Annotated in this window: 16 protein-coding genes, 1 tRNA gene and 1 pseudogene; 6 read left to right on the top strand and 12 right to left on the bottom strand. The window is 38.1% G+C overall.

The genetic code is table 11. The features are described from left to right. Positions 1–36: 36 nt before the first annotated feature. From fdxA to AC1M9A_RS11560, 3 genes are all read left to right on the top strand, one after another. Positions 37–360 carry a ferredoxin FdxA gene (gene fdxA, locus AC1M9A_RS11570; protein ID WP_035266386.1) on the top strand — a complete coding sequence of 108 codons (324 nt, stop codon included), beginning with the start codon at positions 37–39 and terminating at the stop codon, positions 358–360. Between the two features lie 131 nt (positions 361–491). Beyond that, entirely contained in the window at positions 492–1,211 is a 720-nt protein-coding gene (locus tag AC1M9A_RS11565) for a peptidase M15 (RefSeq protein WP_481610258.1), read from the top strand. Between the two features lie 136 nt (positions 1,212–1,347). Continuing rightward, on the top strand, positions 1,348–2,013 hold the full coding sequence (locus AC1M9A_RS11560) for an O-methyltransferase (protein WP_481610257.1): 666 nt from the start codon (positions 1,348–1,350) through the stop codon (positions 2,011–2,013). 279 nt (positions 2,014–2,292) lie between these two features. Here the strand turns inward: AC1M9A_RS11560 and AC1M9A_RS11555 are convergent, their stop codons facing one another. The 11 genes from AC1M9A_RS11555 to AC1M9A_RS11505 all read right to left on the bottom strand — a co-directional run bounded on the left by AC1M9A_RS11555 (position 2,293) and on the right by AC1M9A_RS11505 (position 14,131). Further along, positions 2,293–3,135, bottom strand: coding sequence for a universal stress protein (locus tag AC1M9A_RS11555; RefSeq protein ID WP_035266378.1), 843 nt, complete (start codon positions 3,133–3,135; stop codon positions 2,293–2,295). Positions 3,136–3,245: 110 nt separating this feature from the next. Further along, positions 3,246–3,863 carry a DapH/DapD/GlmU-related protein gene (locus tag AC1M9A_RS11550; protein WP_092767727.1) on the bottom strand — a complete coding sequence of 206 codons (618 nt, stop codon included), beginning with the start codon at positions 3,861–3,863 and terminating at the stop codon, positions 3,246–3,248. Next, positions 3,850–4,452 (bottom strand): IMPACT family protein, encoded by a 603-nt coding sequence (locus AC1M9A_RS11545; protein ID WP_481587668.1) that lies wholly within the window; start codon positions 4,450–4,452, stop codon positions 3,850–3,852. Before AC1M9A_RS11545 ends, AC1M9A_RS11550 begins: the two co-directional genes overlap by 14 nt. Positions 4,453–4,560: 108 nt before the next feature. Beyond that, entirely contained in the window at positions 4,561–5,748 is a 1,188-nt protein-coding gene (locus tag AC1M9A_RS11540) for an HlyD family type I secretion periplasmic adaptor subunit (RefSeq protein ID WP_035266373.1), read from the bottom strand. Further along, a complete protein-coding gene (locus AC1M9A_RS11535) occupies positions 5,745–7,880 on the bottom strand; it encodes a type I secretion system permease/ATPase (protein WP_481587669.1) in 2,136 nt (711 codons plus the stop codon). Before AC1M9A_RS11535 ends, AC1M9A_RS11540 begins: the two co-directional genes overlap by 4 nt. After that, entirely contained in the window at positions 7,877–9,283 is a 1,407-nt protein-coding gene (locus AC1M9A_RS11530) for a TolC family outer membrane protein (RefSeq protein WP_481587693.1), read from the bottom strand. Before AC1M9A_RS11530 ends, AC1M9A_RS11535 begins: the two co-directional genes overlap by 4 nt. Before the next feature lie 1,425 nt (positions 9,284–10,708). Beyond that, positions 10,709–11,455 carry an LPS export ABC transporter ATP-binding protein gene (gene lptB, locus AC1M9A_RS11525; protein ID WP_481587670.1) on the bottom strand — a complete coding sequence of 249 codons (747 nt, stop codon included), beginning with the start codon at positions 11,453–11,455 and terminating at the stop codon, positions 10,709–10,711. Continuing rightward, complete coding sequence (lptA, locus tag AC1M9A_RS11520) at positions 11,455–11,985, bottom strand: lipopolysaccharide transport periplasmic protein LptA (RefSeq protein ID WP_481587694.1); 531 nt, start codon at positions 11,983–11,985, stop codon at positions 11,455–11,457. The genes lptB and lptA overlap by 1 nt, the downstream gene beginning before the upstream one ends. A gap of 25 nt (positions 11,986–12,010) precedes the next feature. Next, complete coding sequence (lptC, locus tag AC1M9A_RS11515; RefSeq protein WP_481587671.1) at positions 12,011–12,556, bottom strand: LPS export ABC transporter periplasmic protein LptC; 546 nt, start codon at positions 12,554–12,556, stop codon at positions 12,011–12,013. Positions 12,557–12,595: 39 nt separating this feature from the next. Beyond that, positions 12,596–13,135 (bottom strand): KdsC family phosphatase, encoded by a 540-nt coding sequence (locus AC1M9A_RS11510; RefSeq protein ID WP_481587672.1) that lies wholly within the window; start codon positions 13,133–13,135, stop codon positions 12,596–12,598. 3 nt (positions 13,136–13,138) lie between these two features. Next, on the bottom strand, positions 13,139–14,131 hold the full coding sequence (locus tag AC1M9A_RS11505) for a KpsF/GutQ family sugar-phosphate isomerase (RefSeq protein WP_481587673.1): 993 nt from the start codon (positions 14,129–14,131) through the stop codon (positions 13,139–13,141). 195 nt (positions 14,132–14,326) lie between these two features. Here AC1M9A_RS11505 and cysS point away from each other — a divergent pair, with 195 nt between their 5' ends. The 3 genes and pseudogenes from cysS (at position 14,327) to AC1M9A_RS11490 (ending at position 16,772) form a co-directional block, all read left to right on the top strand. Beyond that, the gene (cysS, locus tag AC1M9A_RS11500) at positions 14,327–15,748 is read left to right on the top strand and encodes a cysteine--tRNA ligase (RefSeq protein WP_481610256.1); all 1,422 of its coding nucleotides are present in this window, start codon (positions 14,327–14,329) and stop codon (positions 15,746–15,748) included. A gap of 64 nt (positions 15,749–15,812) precedes the next feature. Further along, positions 15,813–15,888: transfer RNA gene (locus tag AC1M9A_RS11495), tRNA-Gly, on the top strand. A gap of 224 nt (positions 15,889–16,112) precedes the next feature. Continuing rightward, a pseudogene (locus AC1M9A_RS11490) lies at positions 16,113–16,772 on the top strand (cupin domain-containing protein). Positions 16,773–16,820: 48 nt separating this feature from the next. Here AC1M9A_RS11490 and AC1M9A_RS11485 read toward each other — a convergent pair. Next, entirely contained in the window at positions 16,821–17,897 is a 1,077-nt protein-coding gene (locus AC1M9A_RS11485; RefSeq protein ID WP_481610255.1) for a nitrilase-related carbon-nitrogen hydrolase, read from the bottom strand. Positions 17,898–17,984 lie beyond the last annotated feature (87 nt).

Raw genomic sequence — 17,984 nt, 5'->3', positions numbered from 1 at the left:
CGTTATTAGAACCATATTTTTTAGGTAGCTGACGCCATGACCTTTGTTGTCACTGAAAATTGTATTAAATGTAAGTATCAAGACTGCGTAGAAGTTTGCCCAGTTGACTGTTTCTATGAAGGTCCAAACTTTCTAGTCATTAATCCAGATGAATGTATTGACTGCGCGTTATGTGAGCCTGAATGCCCTGCAAATGCCATTTTCTCGGAAGATGAACTGCCTGAAGGTCAAGAAGTCTTTATCGAACTCAATGCTGAACTTGCAGAAAAATGGCCAAATATTACTCAGATTGGTGATCAGCCAGCTGACCGTGAAGAATGGAATGGCAAACCAAACAAATTGCAATATTTAGAAAAATAATCCAATGAGAGATCAGCTTCGGCTGATCTTTTTTATACCCAATTGGTACATTTATTTGCAATTTATACGCATTCTTGATAATCAATTAGCATAAAATAGAAACTTATTTGCTTTAGTAAAATTTATTTATAATGAAATTAATTTTGAAGGGCTTGTGCTCAATCAGTGCAATATCGTTGATATTGATTGGATGTACGTCCTCCCCTCAAAAAGGACGAACAATCGTCACCAATGATGGTCAACGCATATATATTCCACAAGAAAAAATAACCTATGAACGTCCAGCGCGACCAAAAGTCATGCCGAATTCTTATCGTGTTTGGCTGATGCAAGGTAATAACCAAGCTCAAGCACGAGAATATGAACAATACTTAGAACGTAATAATGTTGGCAATATTATCCCAAGTTTTGAATTATTTAAATCAGCACGTGCTTGGCAGAAATGTGGTAGATCTGAATATATGGTTCCAAACCGTGAGCTATGGTCGAATCAGTTACCAACACTGAAAGTATTTAAATATCTCGTTGCAGCAAGGATTCTAACTGATTTTGAGGTTACATCTGTATATCGTGACCTTCCATTAAATCAGTGTGCTGGTGGCGCAGGTTCGTCTCGACACTTGTATAACTCAGCCATTGATTTCAGAATCGGTCCTGAATTTCCTCAGGCTGAAGATTATGCATTCATCGAAAATTCTAAATTTAAATTGTGCCAATTTTGGCAAAATTATGGTCAAAGCTTAAATATGGGCTTAGGTTTGTATGCGACTGGTCAAATACATATTGATACTCAAGGTTACCGAACTTGGGGACCCGATCTGACTCGAAATACATCTTTATGCCATTACTAATTTTAGATGATCACATTTAATTAAGAGGTCTTTGACCTCTTTTTTTTTGACTGATTTTTCAGCATCAAAGCATCAGAAATTTGCACATTCACTCGAAACGATTACAATGCACTGAACTCCCTACAGGTACTCAGTTATGCAACAACAATGGTCAGATATTGATGCTTATATTGAATCTCATCTGATGCCAGAAGATCCAATTTTAACTCAGACTCTACAAAATACAGCTGATAAGGGTTTTCCTGACCATCTAGCAGTTGCTGCTAACCAAGGCATGTTATTACAAATGTTGATTCAAATGAATCAGTGTAAGCGTGTGTTAGAGCTTGGAACCTTTGCGGCTTATAGCACCATGTGGCTAGCAAGAGCTCTTCCTCAGGATGGATATATTCTTACGATCGAGGGTCGTGATACACATGCAGCACTCGGTCAAGAAAATATCGACAATGCGAAATTAAAGCAAACGGTTGAATTAAAAGTCGGTCGCGCTGCGGATATTCTCAAATCTTTACCTGAAAATTTTGAGCCATTTGACTTTATATTTATTGATGCTGATAAACAAAGTTACCCAGAGTATTTAGAACTATCACTTAAATTTTCACGCTCAGGTACCATTATTTTTTTAGATAATGTGATTCGCGCTGGTGATATTTTGGATGAAAAAAATGTCAAACCAAGCATCGAAGGTATTCGTGAAATGTACCGCCTTATGCAGAATCATCCTCGACTACTGTCGAGTACAGCCTTACAAACCGTCGGCAGTAAAGGACATGATGGTTTTGCACTGGCGATTGTCAAATAAATCTTAATACTAGTCATTAGTATCACCTAAAGGAGTATTCATCAATTTGAATACTCCTTTTTCTTGCACTAAAGCCCTGAAAAAGTTATCCCCGATTCCTGTTTGTATTCCTGTGGATAAAAATAAAATATTATGGCAAACACCTGATTTTCATACGTTTTAATAAAAAGATTATAAAATAATCAAACCATAAAACCCTATTATTCTAAAAATTTATCCACCTTCTACCAGTTAAGTTGACCGAATATTTATCAAGTAAAATTAATCAAAATTTATTGATCATTTAGCAACCAACAATGGAACGACTGAATTTCTAAATATATTGGTCGTAATACTGCCCAAGAAAAATTGTTTTACTTTACTGCGACTATAAGCGCCTAGCACAATTAATTGAATTTGATGTTGTTGCTGATAATCTAAAATATTCTCAGCGACATCTCCAAAACGATATTCAACAACCACATCCAATCCAGCTTCACGTAAATACTGAGCTGGGATATCAAGAATTTCAGGATGATCACCCACATAAAGCAAATGACACTGAAGTGTTCTTAATAAATCACTTTTAGCAACACGATGCATCATTTCTTTACAAGTCTGAGAATCTTCATAGGCAAAAATAAAACGTGTTGGTGGCTTAAAGGTTTCACCAACAGTTAGAACCGTACAACGGGCACCACGAATAAAATTCTCTACATTACTCCCTAAACTTTTGTGTTTTTCTGCGGAGCGCTCACCCACTCGACCAATAATCGCAATATCATTTTCATTTAAAACATTGAAACTCTGTTCGAGGAAATCGCCTTTTTCTTGAATTTTTATCGGCGTAATACCATATTTTTCTTCGATCACTTCTGAAATATGTGAAAGAAGATTATTACTATAATCTAAAGCTAATTCACTTTGTTTTTGTTCTAATTCCGCGAGTTCTTTTAAGAGCATCGCATTACTTTCAAATCCAATCACACCACTAATTTCACCCAGATGATAACTTGCAGGATAGTAATCTAAAACCTGTAAAAGGACTAACTCACGTTTAGTTCGATCCGCAATCCAGGCTGCTGCTTCAGCTAAGGCATGAATACATGGGGATGAATCAATACACGCAATTACACGGTTCATGATTGCCTCACTTTGACATGATGTCTGATTGTTCTTTTCTTTAAACTATCATAGCTTTCGGGCAAATGAACATGGTTTATGTAATTTAATTCAATCTTTCGCGTTACGAATTATTCACGCATTCGTATAAATTGAGCTGGATTCCCTGCAACAACTTCTCTTGCCTGAATATCCTTAGTAACCATACTATTCATACCTACAATCACCTGTTCATGTATGGTCACGCCATCTTTAATGCCCACATGCGCCCCTAACCAAACATCACGATGAATCTCAATGCCTTTTGAGCGTACTGCTTGCTGGTAAATAGGTTGATCTAAACTCATGCCATGGTCAAATGCATAAAGATGACAATAAGCTGCGATCCGTACTTGGTCATGAATCTTAATCCCAACGCGTCCACCATCTAAAATACAATGATGATTAACGGCGACTTCAGACCCAATTTCTAAAGGACCATGCAAGGTACAATCCGCGGCAATAAAAGTATTATCTCCAATAATGATCTTCCGACCACGCTCAGCAAAAATATGGGCTAAAGGGGAAATGAAACAATTTTCTCCAATTTCAACAGTCTCCATGTCCATTAAATAGGCTTGATAATCTTTTTGCCAAGCTTCAGCCCATTCACGATGCTTTGCCTTGAGTGACCAATATAACCAAGGCATGTAATTCAAACGATGTTTATGCTGTTCTCGGTACTTGAGTAAAGGATCATGTTCCGTCACGTTCGACATCCTCTATATTCAATTGCTCACGTCCACGAGTCACATCTTGGATTTTCAGTTTAAACGGCTCAATTTCATGAATTTGCATACGTGCAGTAATCAACACCCCAGAGTCAACATATTCCTCAATATATTCAATTTTTTGTTGATTTAACTCATATTGAAAAATCGACCACTCATTAAATTGGCATTTAAAATTTACAGTTTTCTTTTCGATGAGTTCAATTTTTTCGACCTGTAATAAGCATTGCCCTGCTACACCTCCGTATGCTCGTACCAAGCCTCCAGTTCCGAGTTTGATACCACCATACCAGCGGTTTACCAATACAATAATATTAGTGAGCTCATTCCCTTCAATCGTTGCAAGTATGGGTCTTCCAGCTGTTCCTGAAGGTTCTCCATCATCATTAAAACGGACTTGCTGCCCAATTTTCCATGCCCAGCATTGATGGGTCGTCGAGGCATCAAAATACTGGTTTAAAAACTCTTTTACATCCTGTTCATTTTCCACAGGTGCGGTGATCGCCTGAAAACGGCTTTTCTTAATATCTTCTTCATAGATATAAGTCTGAGCAAGAGTAAATGGCATGGTAAATTACAACAATTGAACTCAAATACATTATGCGTGATTCAATCATATTAAAAAACCCAATCAAAAGATCATTGATTGGGTTTTAAACAGACTGAAAAATAAAGATTATCGTTCGCGTAACGCTTCCTTCGCCTTATTGAATGGTTTCAACAGGTATTCAAGAATCGTTTTTTGACCTGTCTTAATATCAACCGTTGATACCATACCCGGCGTGATTGGGAAAGCTTGCCCAGCTTTGTTATAAAGCTTGTCTGAATCAGTACGAATATACACACGATAATAAAACTGATCTTGTTTAACTTCATCACGTAGCGTATCAGGAGAAATGACTGTTACCTCTCCTTTTAAGCCACCGTAAATTGAATAATCGTACGCAGTGATTTTAACTAAAGCTTCCTGTCCAGGATGAATAAATGCAATATCACGCGGTGAAATTCGCGCCTCAATTAAAAGTTGTTCATCCAATGGAACAATGGTCATCAACTTACCATTCTGAGGAATAACTCCACCCAAAGTCATCACATCAATTTCTTTCACTACACCGCGGACTGGTGCTTTAAAGATTGTACGATTCAGACTATCCGATTTACCTTTGATCACTTGTTGTTGAGTTTCGACATCCGTGCTCGCCTTAGATAATTCTTCACGTGCCTGAACATAGTACTGGTTACGAATATCGTTAATTTGGTTGGTCAATTCATTTGCTTGACGTTTTAAACGTAAAACTTCAACTTCACTCGCAGCACCTTTGGCAACAAGCGGTTCTGTCATTCTCAATTCTTGCTGAACTAACGTAAGTGCTTGCGTTAAGCCAGCAATGGATTCTTCCATATTGGCACGTCTAGAACGATAAAGCTGAGTTTCCTCAGCAACCAATTTTGGAATCTTTTGAACTGATTCTGGAAATACCAGTGGACCACCATTCACTTCCGCACGTAAACGCGCAGCTGTTGCTTGCGATGACAGTAGTAACGATTCTGATTCACCGACATTTGAAGCAAATCGTGTCGGATCAAGTTGAGCAAGGGTTTGCCCTTTTTCAACAATATCACCTTCTTTAACTTCAAGTTTGGTTAGAATCCCGCCCTCTAAAGATTGAATCACTTGTTCCTTAGAAGTTGGAACCACTTTACCTGTACCATTAGAAACTTCTTCAAGTTTGAAAATAGCTGCCCAAATAATGAGTGCAAGCAAACCCAGACCAATAATCCAAATCGTAATACTGACCTTCGGTAATGGTGGCTCTAACTGAGACACTTTTAATGAACGTTGTTGTTTTAATTCTTCGCTCATGATTTAGCCCCTGAATTTGCTTGTTGCTGGCCAGAATTATTTAAAATTTGATCACGTGGGCCATCCATAACGATACGACCATCATTCACCACAATAATACGATCCACTAACTCTAATACTGCACGGCGGTGGGTTGCCACAACCAATGTGCGATGTCCAAGCCAGTTCTTCATATGATCAATTAATTGTTTTTCAGATACATCATCAATCGCAGCTGTAGGTTCATCTAACAACAGAATATTTGGCTGACAAATGAGGAGTCTTGACAATAAAAGTGCCTGACGTTGTCCACCTGAGAAGCCTACACCACCTTCTAAAATAATATGATCCAATCCTTCTTTCTTTTCTTGAATGAAGTTAAGTGCACCGGTTACAGCAAGTGCTTTTAATAAATCATCATCGGTAGCTAAGGGTGCACCTAACGTTAAATTTTCTCTGACTGTACCAAAGAATAGGTGCGCATTTTGATTCAACAAACCTACGTCACGACGAACGTCCGATGGATCTAACAAGGTAATATCAATATTATCTAATTGAACCTTACCTTGAACTGCAGTTTGCATACCTGAAAGTAATTGAAGAATGGTCGATTTACCTGCACCGTTACGCCCAAGAATCGCAATTTTTTCACCTGGTTTAATTTCAAGTTTAGGAATAACGACACTTGGTTTAGGATCTTCTTCGCCGTATTTAAAGACCACACCATTTAATTCATAATGACCATCAAGTACTGATCGCTGAATCAATTGTGAACGCTCAGGATGGTCAACCTGTTTACTCATTAATTCATCAAGACTTTCTTTCGCTGTTTTAGCTTGCTGATAACGACCAAGAACACCTGTAACCTGTGCAATTGGCGCTAACATACGTGATGATAGAATCGAACATGCCACCAACGCACCGGTGGTCATTTCTCCATCCATTACCGCAAAACAACCCACCAATACTACAATTGCAAAGGTCAATCCCTGTAATTTTTGTGTCCAAAGATTCAATACGCCTACAATTTTACGTTGTTTCATGCTGATAGAAGCTGAAACATCATTCATGTGATTCCACTGATTTTGAAAGCGAGACTCTGCACGTAGCAGTTTAATATCTTCAATACCTTGAACAGCTTCAACGAGAATCGCATTTCGTATTGATGACTCACGCATACCCTCTTTAGCCAATTGCGCTAATTTTTTTTGCGCCAAAAGCCCTGGAATAATCATCAGCGGTACAACCACCAAAATTACCCAGAAAAGATTGCCACCAATAAGCCAAAAAATACCAAGAAACAGGAAAAAGAATGGTAAATCAGCAAAGGCGGTAATTGTTGTAGATGTTACAAGCTCACGCACACCTTCTAATTCACGAATTTGTGAAATAAACGTTCCCGTGGATTTAGATCGTTCACTATTTTTAATACGTAAAGCATGACCAAAGACCCGATCTGAGACTCTTAAATCCGCACGCTTACCAATCATATCTGAAAGAATTAATCGTGAGTATTTCAATGCGAATTCAAAGATTGCAGCAAGTAATACACCACCTGCCAGTACCCACAAGGTTGGAATAGATTGTGCTGGAATAACGCGGTCATACACATTCATCGAGAATACGATTGTCGCGAGTGCTAATACGTTTGCAAGCAATGATGCAAACATAATATCGATATAGCGTTTCCAATCGCGTAATACAATTTCCCAAAACCAATTTTTTTCGTACGGTTTAATGTATTCGTCAATACGCGCATCAGGTACTGAGGTTTCTGGTCTTAAAATATAGACTGAGTCGATGACATCTAACAATGTATCTACTGAAAATGTCTGTGCTAACCCTTCATCACCGCTCAGTTGAACACTTGCGTTACCTTGTGCATCTGCACGATCAATGACCCCAACTTGCCCATCTTTAAATCCGACCAATACCGGTAAACGCCACGGATTTAAAATATCGGGGCTAAAATCCACTTTACGGACATGCAAACCTACTTGGCGTGTCATAATTGCCAAGATGTCATCGACTGACTGGTTCTGATTCCAGTTTAGTTCTAAGCGAATACGTTCAGCAGAGGTTTCAATTCGATAATGACGTGCAACCGTCAGGACACCTTGTAACCATGGTTGATAATTTATTCTTGTATTCATGGTTTCAATTCTACCCCTTGAATGGTCAAATTATTAAGTTGATATACATCGCGGCTCTTACCAGAAGCGGCAATATATTGAACTAAGTTTTCATAAATATCATAACGTGCCGTTTCAATATCTGAATTTGAACGGTGAATCGCTTGTTCAGCATTTAAAAGATCAACAGCTGTACGAGTGCCAAGTTTATATTGTTCTTGATATAACTCTTTTGTTCTGACTGATGTCGCTTGTTGATCAATTAATACTTTCATTTGTCGCTGTTTATTTTCAACTTGTTCTTGAGCACGACGAATTTCATCAATTGTTTCTAAATAAACTGCATTTACTTTTGCTTTAGCAGCTTCTTCTGCAAACGATGCCGCACGACTGCGTGAACTAATTGCACCACCTTGGAAGAAAGTACTATTTGCTTCAAGCATAATAGAACTATCTGTTCCATCGTCTTGATTGTTATTCGGATTACGTCCGTTGACTGCTTGACTCAATGTACCTTTAACATTTAACGTAGGATAACGACTCAATTGAGTTTGTTTTTTTTCCAATTCTGCAACATCAACTTCAGCTTTGGCAGCCATCATTTTCGGAATTTCGTTAAACTTTGGCTCTGAATAAATATCTGAAGCCTTAATTAAACTCTCAGGTATCTCCCAGTTATATTTTGATATATCTGTTCCCATCAAAGTTCTAAGACGTTGTTTAAATACATTGAGCTGTGTTTCTTGCAGAATTAAATTTGATTGTGCAGATTCATAATATGATTGCGCTTGGATTGGATCGGCCTGACTGCTGATACCTGCCTCTGCACGTAAATTAGCAATTTCTCGGATTCGTGATATACCAGCAATTTGCTCACGTGCAATACGTGTAATTTCTTCATATCGCTTAATATTCACGATGGCAGAAGCCACTTCAAGAGCAATTTGGTCAATTGTGACAAGAACTTGAGCTTGGCTAAACTGCAACTTGGCTTCTTCTGTACTAACTAGTGATTTTTGTTTACCAAAGTCAAAAAGTAGTTGTGTCGCATTGACATTAAATAATTGACGCCCTCTTTCTCCTGAAGTCATATCTCCAGTTGAAACACCTGCACTCAACTGTGGGTAATAACCGGCTTTAGCAACATCAATAAATGCATTTTGTGATGCGAGTGAAGAAACACTTTGTGTCACTTCAGGATGTCTAGCTACTGCAATCTTAATCGCATCGTATAAGCTTAACGTTTGTTTATCAGCCGTACCATTCACAAGTGGCATCAAAGATACTGGAGCACTAGGCGAAGCTTGTGTCGTTATCACAGGCAATTGTTCGACCTGTTTAGGATCAAAGCTAAAATCACTCAGTTCATTTAACTTAACTTGTCTAAAGTCATCATCAGCTTTAGGTTTAAAAAACTGATCCATATTTGATTTTAATGCAGTTAAACTGAATTTTTTCTTTGCTTGAGGTTCAGCATTCACCGTATTGTATTTTTGTTCAGAGACGACTTGATCAGCTTTAGGCTTAATATTTACAACTGGCTTAATCGACTGCGATTGTTCAGATATTTTCGCTTTCTGCTCTATTGGTTTTGAATAAACAATTGTAGGTTTATTTACAGCCAAAGCACTAGTCGGTTGCTGAACGATCAAGTTTGGACGCTCAATTACATTCTGTGTTTCTAACTTATTATGAGAACCTGATTTAAAAGGCCAAAAAGCTTTGGCTTTAGATACAAGACTTTGACGATGTTCAACTTTCGCTACAGTTGAAGGTGGAGCTTGTAGCAAGTTGTTTTGGCTGTTGATTTGTTGATCATTAACAATCTTCGGTTTTGGTGTACTAGACACTTTCAATGAAGATTCACTCACCGATTTTTGTAAAGTAGGTGTCAAAACTTTTGTATTTGAAACATTGCCAGTAGCTTGGTGATGACCCTTATCCAACTTAGTTTTATCTTTGCCTATATTCCCAATAAATGTAAAGAGTTTACTTTTTGGTTTTTCTGTTTTGTCTTCTGAAACCGATGTTTCATTTTCTAGTAATTTTGCGTGTTGCGCGTCAATTAAAGATTCTGTTAGTTGATTTTGGATCTTTGGTTTAAGCGGTTTTAAAACCTGACGAGTGTCTTTAGTAGCGGGTTGTACAGTAGATGAAATAGTAGGTTTTAGAACATTTGGAGCTGAAGCCTCTTCAATATCCTGCTTTACCTTTGGCAGCAATACTTTTGGTTCAGATGCCGCTTTTTCACGCTTAACAAATGCAAAGAAAGATTTCTTTTGAGTCTTTTCCTTCGACTCATTCTGAGACTGCGAATTAGATAAAGGTATAGTGTTAACTTGAGCAATTTCATTTTCGACTATGTCGTCTAAATCAGGAACTTGTTCAATAACTTTAGGAACAAGAACCTGTTCTTTCACTTGCTCTTTCGAGATTTTGGATTTCGATTGGAATAATTTAAAACGTGGCTTTTCAAGCTGTTCAGGTATATCTTCAACAGTCTTTTTTTCCAAACTAAAATTGATTTTGGGTTTTTGTAATTCTGCTGATAGTGCACGTTGGGTATCGTCAATTGCTAGAGGAGCGATTGCATCTTCAGCATGTACTTGTGTCGCACATAAACTGATCGCAAACAGCGTGATATACCCCATATCCTTCTGACTTAATTGATGTTTAGCCACTTGTAATCTCTATTAAAAAGTGTGAACTACGTCACATAAAATCAATCGTATTCTACAATGATTTTTATATTATTTCTGCGTCAATTGTAAACTTACGATTTGTTTGAGTTAATTTACAGTCTAAATATCTATAAAACAACATTATTTTATAGATATCACACTATTTTTTTAAACTGTGAAATCATCACCTAAATAAACTTTACGGACAGTTTCATCCATAAGTACTTGATCTGGGGTCCCTTCTGCAATGACGGATCCTTCACTAACTATATAAGCATGCTCACAAATCGCGAGCGTTTCGCGAACGTTATGATCTGTAATAAGCACACCTATTCCTCGTTCTTTTAAATTGCGAATGATATCTTTGATATCACCTACAGAAATTGGATCTACCCCAGCAAAAGGCTCATCAAGGAGCATAAACTTAGGATCGGCGGCTAATGCTCGAGCGATTTCAGCACGGCGACGTTCCCCCCCTGACACACTCATCCCCAAAGAATCTTTAATATGTGTAATTTTAAAGTCTTCTAATAACTCTTGAAGTCTCTCTTTACGTTGTTGCTTATTAAGATCCTTCCGCGTTTCAAGAATCGCCATAATATTATCTGAAATACTCAATTTACGAAAAATTGAAGCCTCTTGTGGCAAATAACCAATTCCATGACGAGCACGCTCATGCATTGCAAGGTCCGAAAGATCAAGATTATCTAAGTGAATTTCACCTTTATCCATTCGAACCAGTCCGACTACCATGTAAAAGCTTGTCGTTTTTCCGGCCCCGTTCGGTCCAAGCAAACCAACAATTTGACCACTCTGCATGCTAAATGAAACATCTTTCACCACCCAGCGTTTACTATAAACTTTGGCAAGATGTTTAATTTTTAATGTTTGGATTGGTGATTCATCGACACTCATTAATCACGTACTCCAGAGAATGATTTTGAGGCAGAAGGAGGAATTATAATTTGTACGCGACCTTTTGAACTACCCGTTTCACTACTGCCACCGCCTACAACTTCGATATCACCCTTATTCATACTATAACGCAAAGTATTCCCACGAATACTTGCGCCATCTTGATACAAATATGCATTACCCGACAAAGTAATAATGCCTGTATCAGCGTTATATACAATTTTAGAGGCTTCACCACGTGCAATGCCACGTTTAGACTCTAATTGCTGTTGGAACTTTGCAGGAGAACCTGACGCATTTACTGAGCTAATTTGGCGATTGGCATTGAGATTAGCAACTATAGAGGCTGCATTTAACTTGAAAGTACCTTGTTCAACAGAAACATTCCCAATATAGGTCGTTATACCTGTTTTGTCATTATAGGTCGCACGATCAGCTAAAAGCATGATAGGTTGATTACGATCACTGGGCAATGCAAATGCCATAACAGAAATAGAACTGAGTGCCACCATTGCTATTGCTTTAAGCATTTTCGAACCTGATAAATAAGAAGGTTTAGTTTGGTGCATACTTTCCTCGAATATTTTTAAAATCGTACTGACCTTCATTCAAATCTGCTTCTAAGCCTTGGCTGACAAAATCTGCTTTTGGTGTTTGTACAGTAACTTGCTCAGATGTTTCAAGCTTTCTTGTTTTTGGATATCCTGTAAGCGCATCGGTTCGAAAAACCATTTTGCCCATTTCTCCTTGCTTGGTTGCAACAACATCTCCAGATAACACAATCTTCTCATTGTCATTGTAACCATGCGCTTGTTTAGCATAAAACGTAGCGTCTTCTACATTATCAGTAAACATGCTGGCATTTAAATTCTGCAAGCTTGATGTTTTCTGTTTCATATCTTGGTTCAGCTCATCCACTGTAGCCTTAACATAAAGCATGCCTTTTTCATCAGTTTGCAAAAGATTAATATTCTTTGCCGAATATGTCATCGATTGAGCGGATGAACCCTCTAATTTTTTCCCTTTACCGCTGTAATAATAATAGCCACCACTTATAGCAGCGACAATAACAGCAGTAATGTATAAAACTTTAGTATCCATAAATCATCAACTATATTCAGCGTTCATATCAACTGCATATTAATGCGTTACAGCCAAATATTTTTCAAGAAGTTCATGGTAAACCCCTTTTGACAACAATAACATGTCACAAATTTCACGCACAGCGCCACGACCACCATAAGCTTGGGTTACAAGGTCTGCACGACGACGAACTTCAACATGACCATTTGGCACTGTTACTTTCATTCCCGCAATCGCAAAAGCTGATAAATCTGGCCAATCATCCCCCATATACAAGCAATCTTCTGGTTTTAAACCCAGTTGCGTACAAGCTTGCTGTAAGGCAGTCCCTTTGTCTTCACGCCCCTGATAAACTAAGTCTACACCTAGATCATTCATACGCTTTGCCACAATATTGCTTTGGCGACCGGTAATAATGACAACTTTAATTCCAGCTTGCTGAACAAGTTTCATCCCAAGTCCATCACGAATATCAAATGACTTAATTTCATCACCTGAGTTCGTCAACGTTACAAAACCATCACTTAGAATACCATCCACATCCAAAACCAACGCTTCGATATGTCGTGCTTGTTCTAACAATACATAAGATGCCATGAATTAATTTACCCCAGCTTGAATTAAATCGTGCATGCTAATCACACCAATCACTTGTTTGGCATCATTGACTACTACAAATTGATTGATTTTTTTTGCATTCATTTGCTCTAGCGCTTCAACCGCTCTTGCTTCTTGTGAAATGGTTAGAGGATTTTCAATCATAACCTTTGATACAGCAAGATTAACATCAAAACCTTGTTGCTTATCAATGAGACGTCGCAAGTCACCATCCGTAAATATACCTAACAGAACATCATTTTCATCCACAATTGTGGTTAATCCGAGACGTTTGTTTGATATTTCGTATAAAACTTTATTCATTGGTGTATCTGGTGAAACTTTTGGTAGAGAGTCACCCACGTGCATCAGATGTTTAACATGCAACAGTAATCGCTTACCGAGTGCACCAGCTGGATGCGACATGGCAAAATCATTTGCAGTAAATCCACGCGCTTCAAGTAAAGCAACAGCCAAAGCATCACCTAAAGCTAAAGTCGCTGTCGTGCTTGAAGTTGGTGCCAAACCTAATGGGCATGCCTCTTGAATATGACCAAGTGTAAGCGCAACATCAGCGTTCTGTGGCATTGGTCCACGGTCATCACCTGAAATTGTTATCAATGGCACACCCAAATGTTTGATGAGTGGCATTAACATCATGATTTCATCACTTTTACCAGAGTTCGAAATCGCGATCAGCACATCTCCACGCACTAACATCCCGAGATCACCATGGCCAGCTTCACCTGGATGCATGAAGAAAGACGGCGTTCCTGTTGATGCAAATGTTGCGGCCATTTTTCTACCGATATGACCAGATTTCCCCATACCAGTGACCACTAAACGACCTTGACACTGTAGGATAATTTGACATGCTTGGGAAAAACGATCATCAATCTGACTGGATAGTACCGATAAAGCTTGACGCTCAATCTCTAAGGTTTCTTTTGCAACCTTTTGAAAATCAATTGGATATGTAGTATTTTCAGAATTCAAATCTGGGCACCTTGAGGCTGGATTCAGCCACAATTTCAATCATTAAATTATTCTTCATATATTAACATAAGCATGCAAGTATCTTTTTCTTAAATGTATAAATTTCATTTGCATAGATTTTTTACGCATAAAACTTTGTGAAAGATAAGCCTTAGGTTAAGATGAACCACCATTTTTTTAGCTTTTTGAAGACCTATGCAACCATTTGTTCTATATAACTCAGAGCAACGAAAAAAAGTTGAGTTTGTACCACGCAAAGAAGGGCATATTGATATGTATGTCTGTGGGATGACAGTTTACGACTACTGTCATATCGGTCATGCTCGGGTTATGGTTGCATTTGACTATATTATTCGTTTTCTTCGTAGCCAAGGTTGGAAAGTTAAATATATTCGCAATATTACTGACATTGATGACAAAATCATTGCACGTGCAAATGAAAATGGTGAAAGCATTACAGCACTCACTGATCGCTTTATTCAGGCAATGAATGAAGATGCTGCTAATTTAGGATGCTTGGCACCTGATGAAGCACCTCGTGCGACAGAGTACATCGATCAAATGCAAAATATGATTGGTACTTTGGTCAATAATGGCACTGCATATCCTGCGTCAAACGGTGATGTGTACTTCGAAGTTGAAAAATTTAAAAAATACGGGCGTCTATCTGGTCGTAAACTCGAAGACATGCAAGCAGGTGCTTCCGAACGAGTCGATGTTGAAGTTGAAAAGAAACATCCTTTCGATTTTGTGCTATGGAAGCATGCAAAAGAAAATGAACCTTCTTGGAAATCTCCTTGGGGGAATGGTCGTCCAGGTTGGCATATTGAATGTTCAGCAATGTCTACATGTTGCCTTGGTAATCATTTTGATATTCATGGTGGTGGGTCTGACTTGACCTTCCCCCATCACGAAAATGAAATCGCGCAAAGTGAAGCTGCAACTGGCGAACAATATGTAAACTATTGGATGCACGTAGGCTTTATCAATGTCGATGGTGAAAAAATGTCTAAATCTTTAGGCAATTTTTTCACGATTCGCGATGTCATGGAAAAATTCCATCCTGAAGTTATTCGTTACTTTATCGTTTCATCACACTATCGTAGCCCTGTGAATTTTTCTGATACTGCACTTAAAGAAGCTAAAAATACATTAAGTCGTTTTTATCATTCATTTAAAGCATATCAACAGATATATGGTGCCGAAATTAATTCGCAATACGATGAAGCACTCGTTGAAAAGTTTAATGCAGCAATGCGGGATGATTTCAACACATCAGAAGCGATTGCCGTACTGTTTGAAATCAATAAAGAATTAAATCGTGCCGTAAAAGACGAACTTGCTGAACAGGCGGCCATATATTATGCCACCTTGCGCCATCTGACCAATATCTTAGGTCTTGTTCAACATAATGTTGATGAATTCCTAAAATCAGATATTGGTCAAGAAAGCTTATCTTTGAGTAATTATGAAATTGAAAATCTCATTCAACAACGCAAAGATGCCAAGAAAGAGAAAAACTTTGCACGTGCAGATGAGATTCGCCAAAATCTTCTTGATCAAGGCATTGTACTTGAAGATACGCGTCAAGGAACTTTATGGCGACGTGCTGATTAATTCATCAATTAAGTTTTGGAAGTGTTGACAGGGTGTGCAAAATCACTATAATTCACACCATATTGCGGGAATAGCTCAGTTGGTAGAGCACAACCTTGCCAAGGTTGGGGTCGCGAGTTCGAGTCTCGTTTCCCGCTCCAAAATTTTAAAAGCCTCAGTCAAAAGATTGAGGCTTTTTTTATTGACTTAGATTCTCAAATAAAGTCGACCTAGATTAAATTATTCGAAAGAGAAAAGAGACGCTAGCCGACCAAAGTCAAAGTTGCTCACACCCAATCACTCTCGAACTTGAACAGGTTTTCATCTTAAATTCACGCTTTTTTTGATAAAATTAATCACTTTAATGCATTTTTAGGCTAAAAGCATGAGATTAAATGCTGACTTCTCTCAACCTGTAATGATTACTCCAGAGGATTATCAATGGATTCAATCCCCAAGAGGCGAAGTTAAACGAATGATGTTTGATCGTGTTGGCTTAGAACAAGCAAGAGCAACTAGCCTAGTTGAGTTCCCTTCAAATTCTCAGTTCCCAGAGCATCAACACCCCTTCGGTGAAGAAGTTCTAGTGTTAAAAGGGACTTTTACTGAAGATGATCATCAGCACTATCCATCTGGATGGTATATGCGAAATCCTCACCTTTCTAAACATATTGTCTCGAGCTTAGCTGGATGTCTGATCCTGGTGAAACTCATGCAAATGTCTGAAGAAGAAAAATTAGCTACACGAATTGATACTCGTGACGAGCGAAACTGGACCTATTTTAACAACAGAAAGATTTGCCAACTATTTCAATCTGAGTATGAAGACACCTTTCTCGAAAAACTCGAAAGCCAACAGGTTTTAGAATAAAAACATCATAACGGTATTGAAATTTTCATTATCAAAGGTAAATTGGTGATGAATGAACGAAATTATTCAGCCGGTTCGTGGATGAGGTTTCCGATTCAACATCGTATTGAAATCAAAGCAGGTGGTTCTGGCGCTTTGATTTATGTAAAAAAAGATCATTTAAAAAATATATAAACCCCAAAAAACCCAATACATTATTGGGTTTTTAAGCTAGTGCATTGATTAAGACTCATCATATGCGCTTTTTTTCCAGACACCCATATCAATAAGCTTCTGAATTTGCTTATCAATCACTTCCACTTTATATTCGTCGTGATGTCCCTGTTTTTGCTGCAAATACAAATTTTTAGGATATATATTATTTTTATAAATTAATTGTGCGCATTCTGCACGTATATCTTTCATCCAATTGGTCACCTGAGCGTGTGTACGATGATAACGAAGTGCCTCTATATCAACTACACCAGTCACATAGGTAGATCCATTGGTATCATGCTGTTTACCCACTATTTTACCTTTATGGTCCACAATCATAGAAAGACCACCACCACAATCGATCGGTGCTAATGTATTTTCATCAAGATACATCCCCCCAATATTAGGTGCTACTACGTACATATTATTTTCTAAAGCACGAGCACGATTGGAGATTTCAAATACATCATTTTCAGTAAATGAAGCTGGTAAAGATGCACGATAGACGACTTCAGCACCATTCATCGCTAGGCCTCGACCATTTTCTGGAAAATTACCTTCCATTGCCATCATGATGCCCAATCGACCAATTTCCGTATCAACTACTGGCCAAAATGATTGAAGCTCTTCACCATATTTTTTTACCCACTCATCATACAAATCATGAGGTGATGCTGAACGCTCGCATGGCAATAAAGCAGACATTTTGTGGTGTTTTAAAATAATTTCGCCTTGAGGATTTATAATAAATCCGACATTAAACATAATGCCTGGCCAATCCTCATTTTTAGCTTTGGCTTGCGCCATGATAAAAACATTATGTTTTTTAGCTAACTCACCTAAACGATCTGTTTCAGGGCCTGGTATATCGATCGCACCATCATCCAAGAATTCTTGAATATCAACATCGAGTGCTTCATCGTTGAAGCCCTGTAATGCCCCCTCTGGGAGAACCAACAGTCTTACTGGAATATCTAAAGAACTCAACCATAATGCACCGGATGTAAGTTCCTCTAAATGAGAGATATTTTTCATAATATCTGCTCTACAACTTGTGCCCCATATTGTTGGAACTAATCCTACTACACCATAAGGTTTGATCATTTTATTTTCCTCTAAATCCATTCAGTTTTTTTAATGCACTTAAAAATTATCAGCGTACTGATAATTATGCAAGTTCAAAAACCAAAT

Source organism: Acinetobacter sp. ANC_7634 (genome assembly GCF_056779875.1).
The sequence above is the reverse complement of the archived record's forward strand: the minus strand, read 5'-3'. Positions and strand labels throughout refer to the sequence as shown.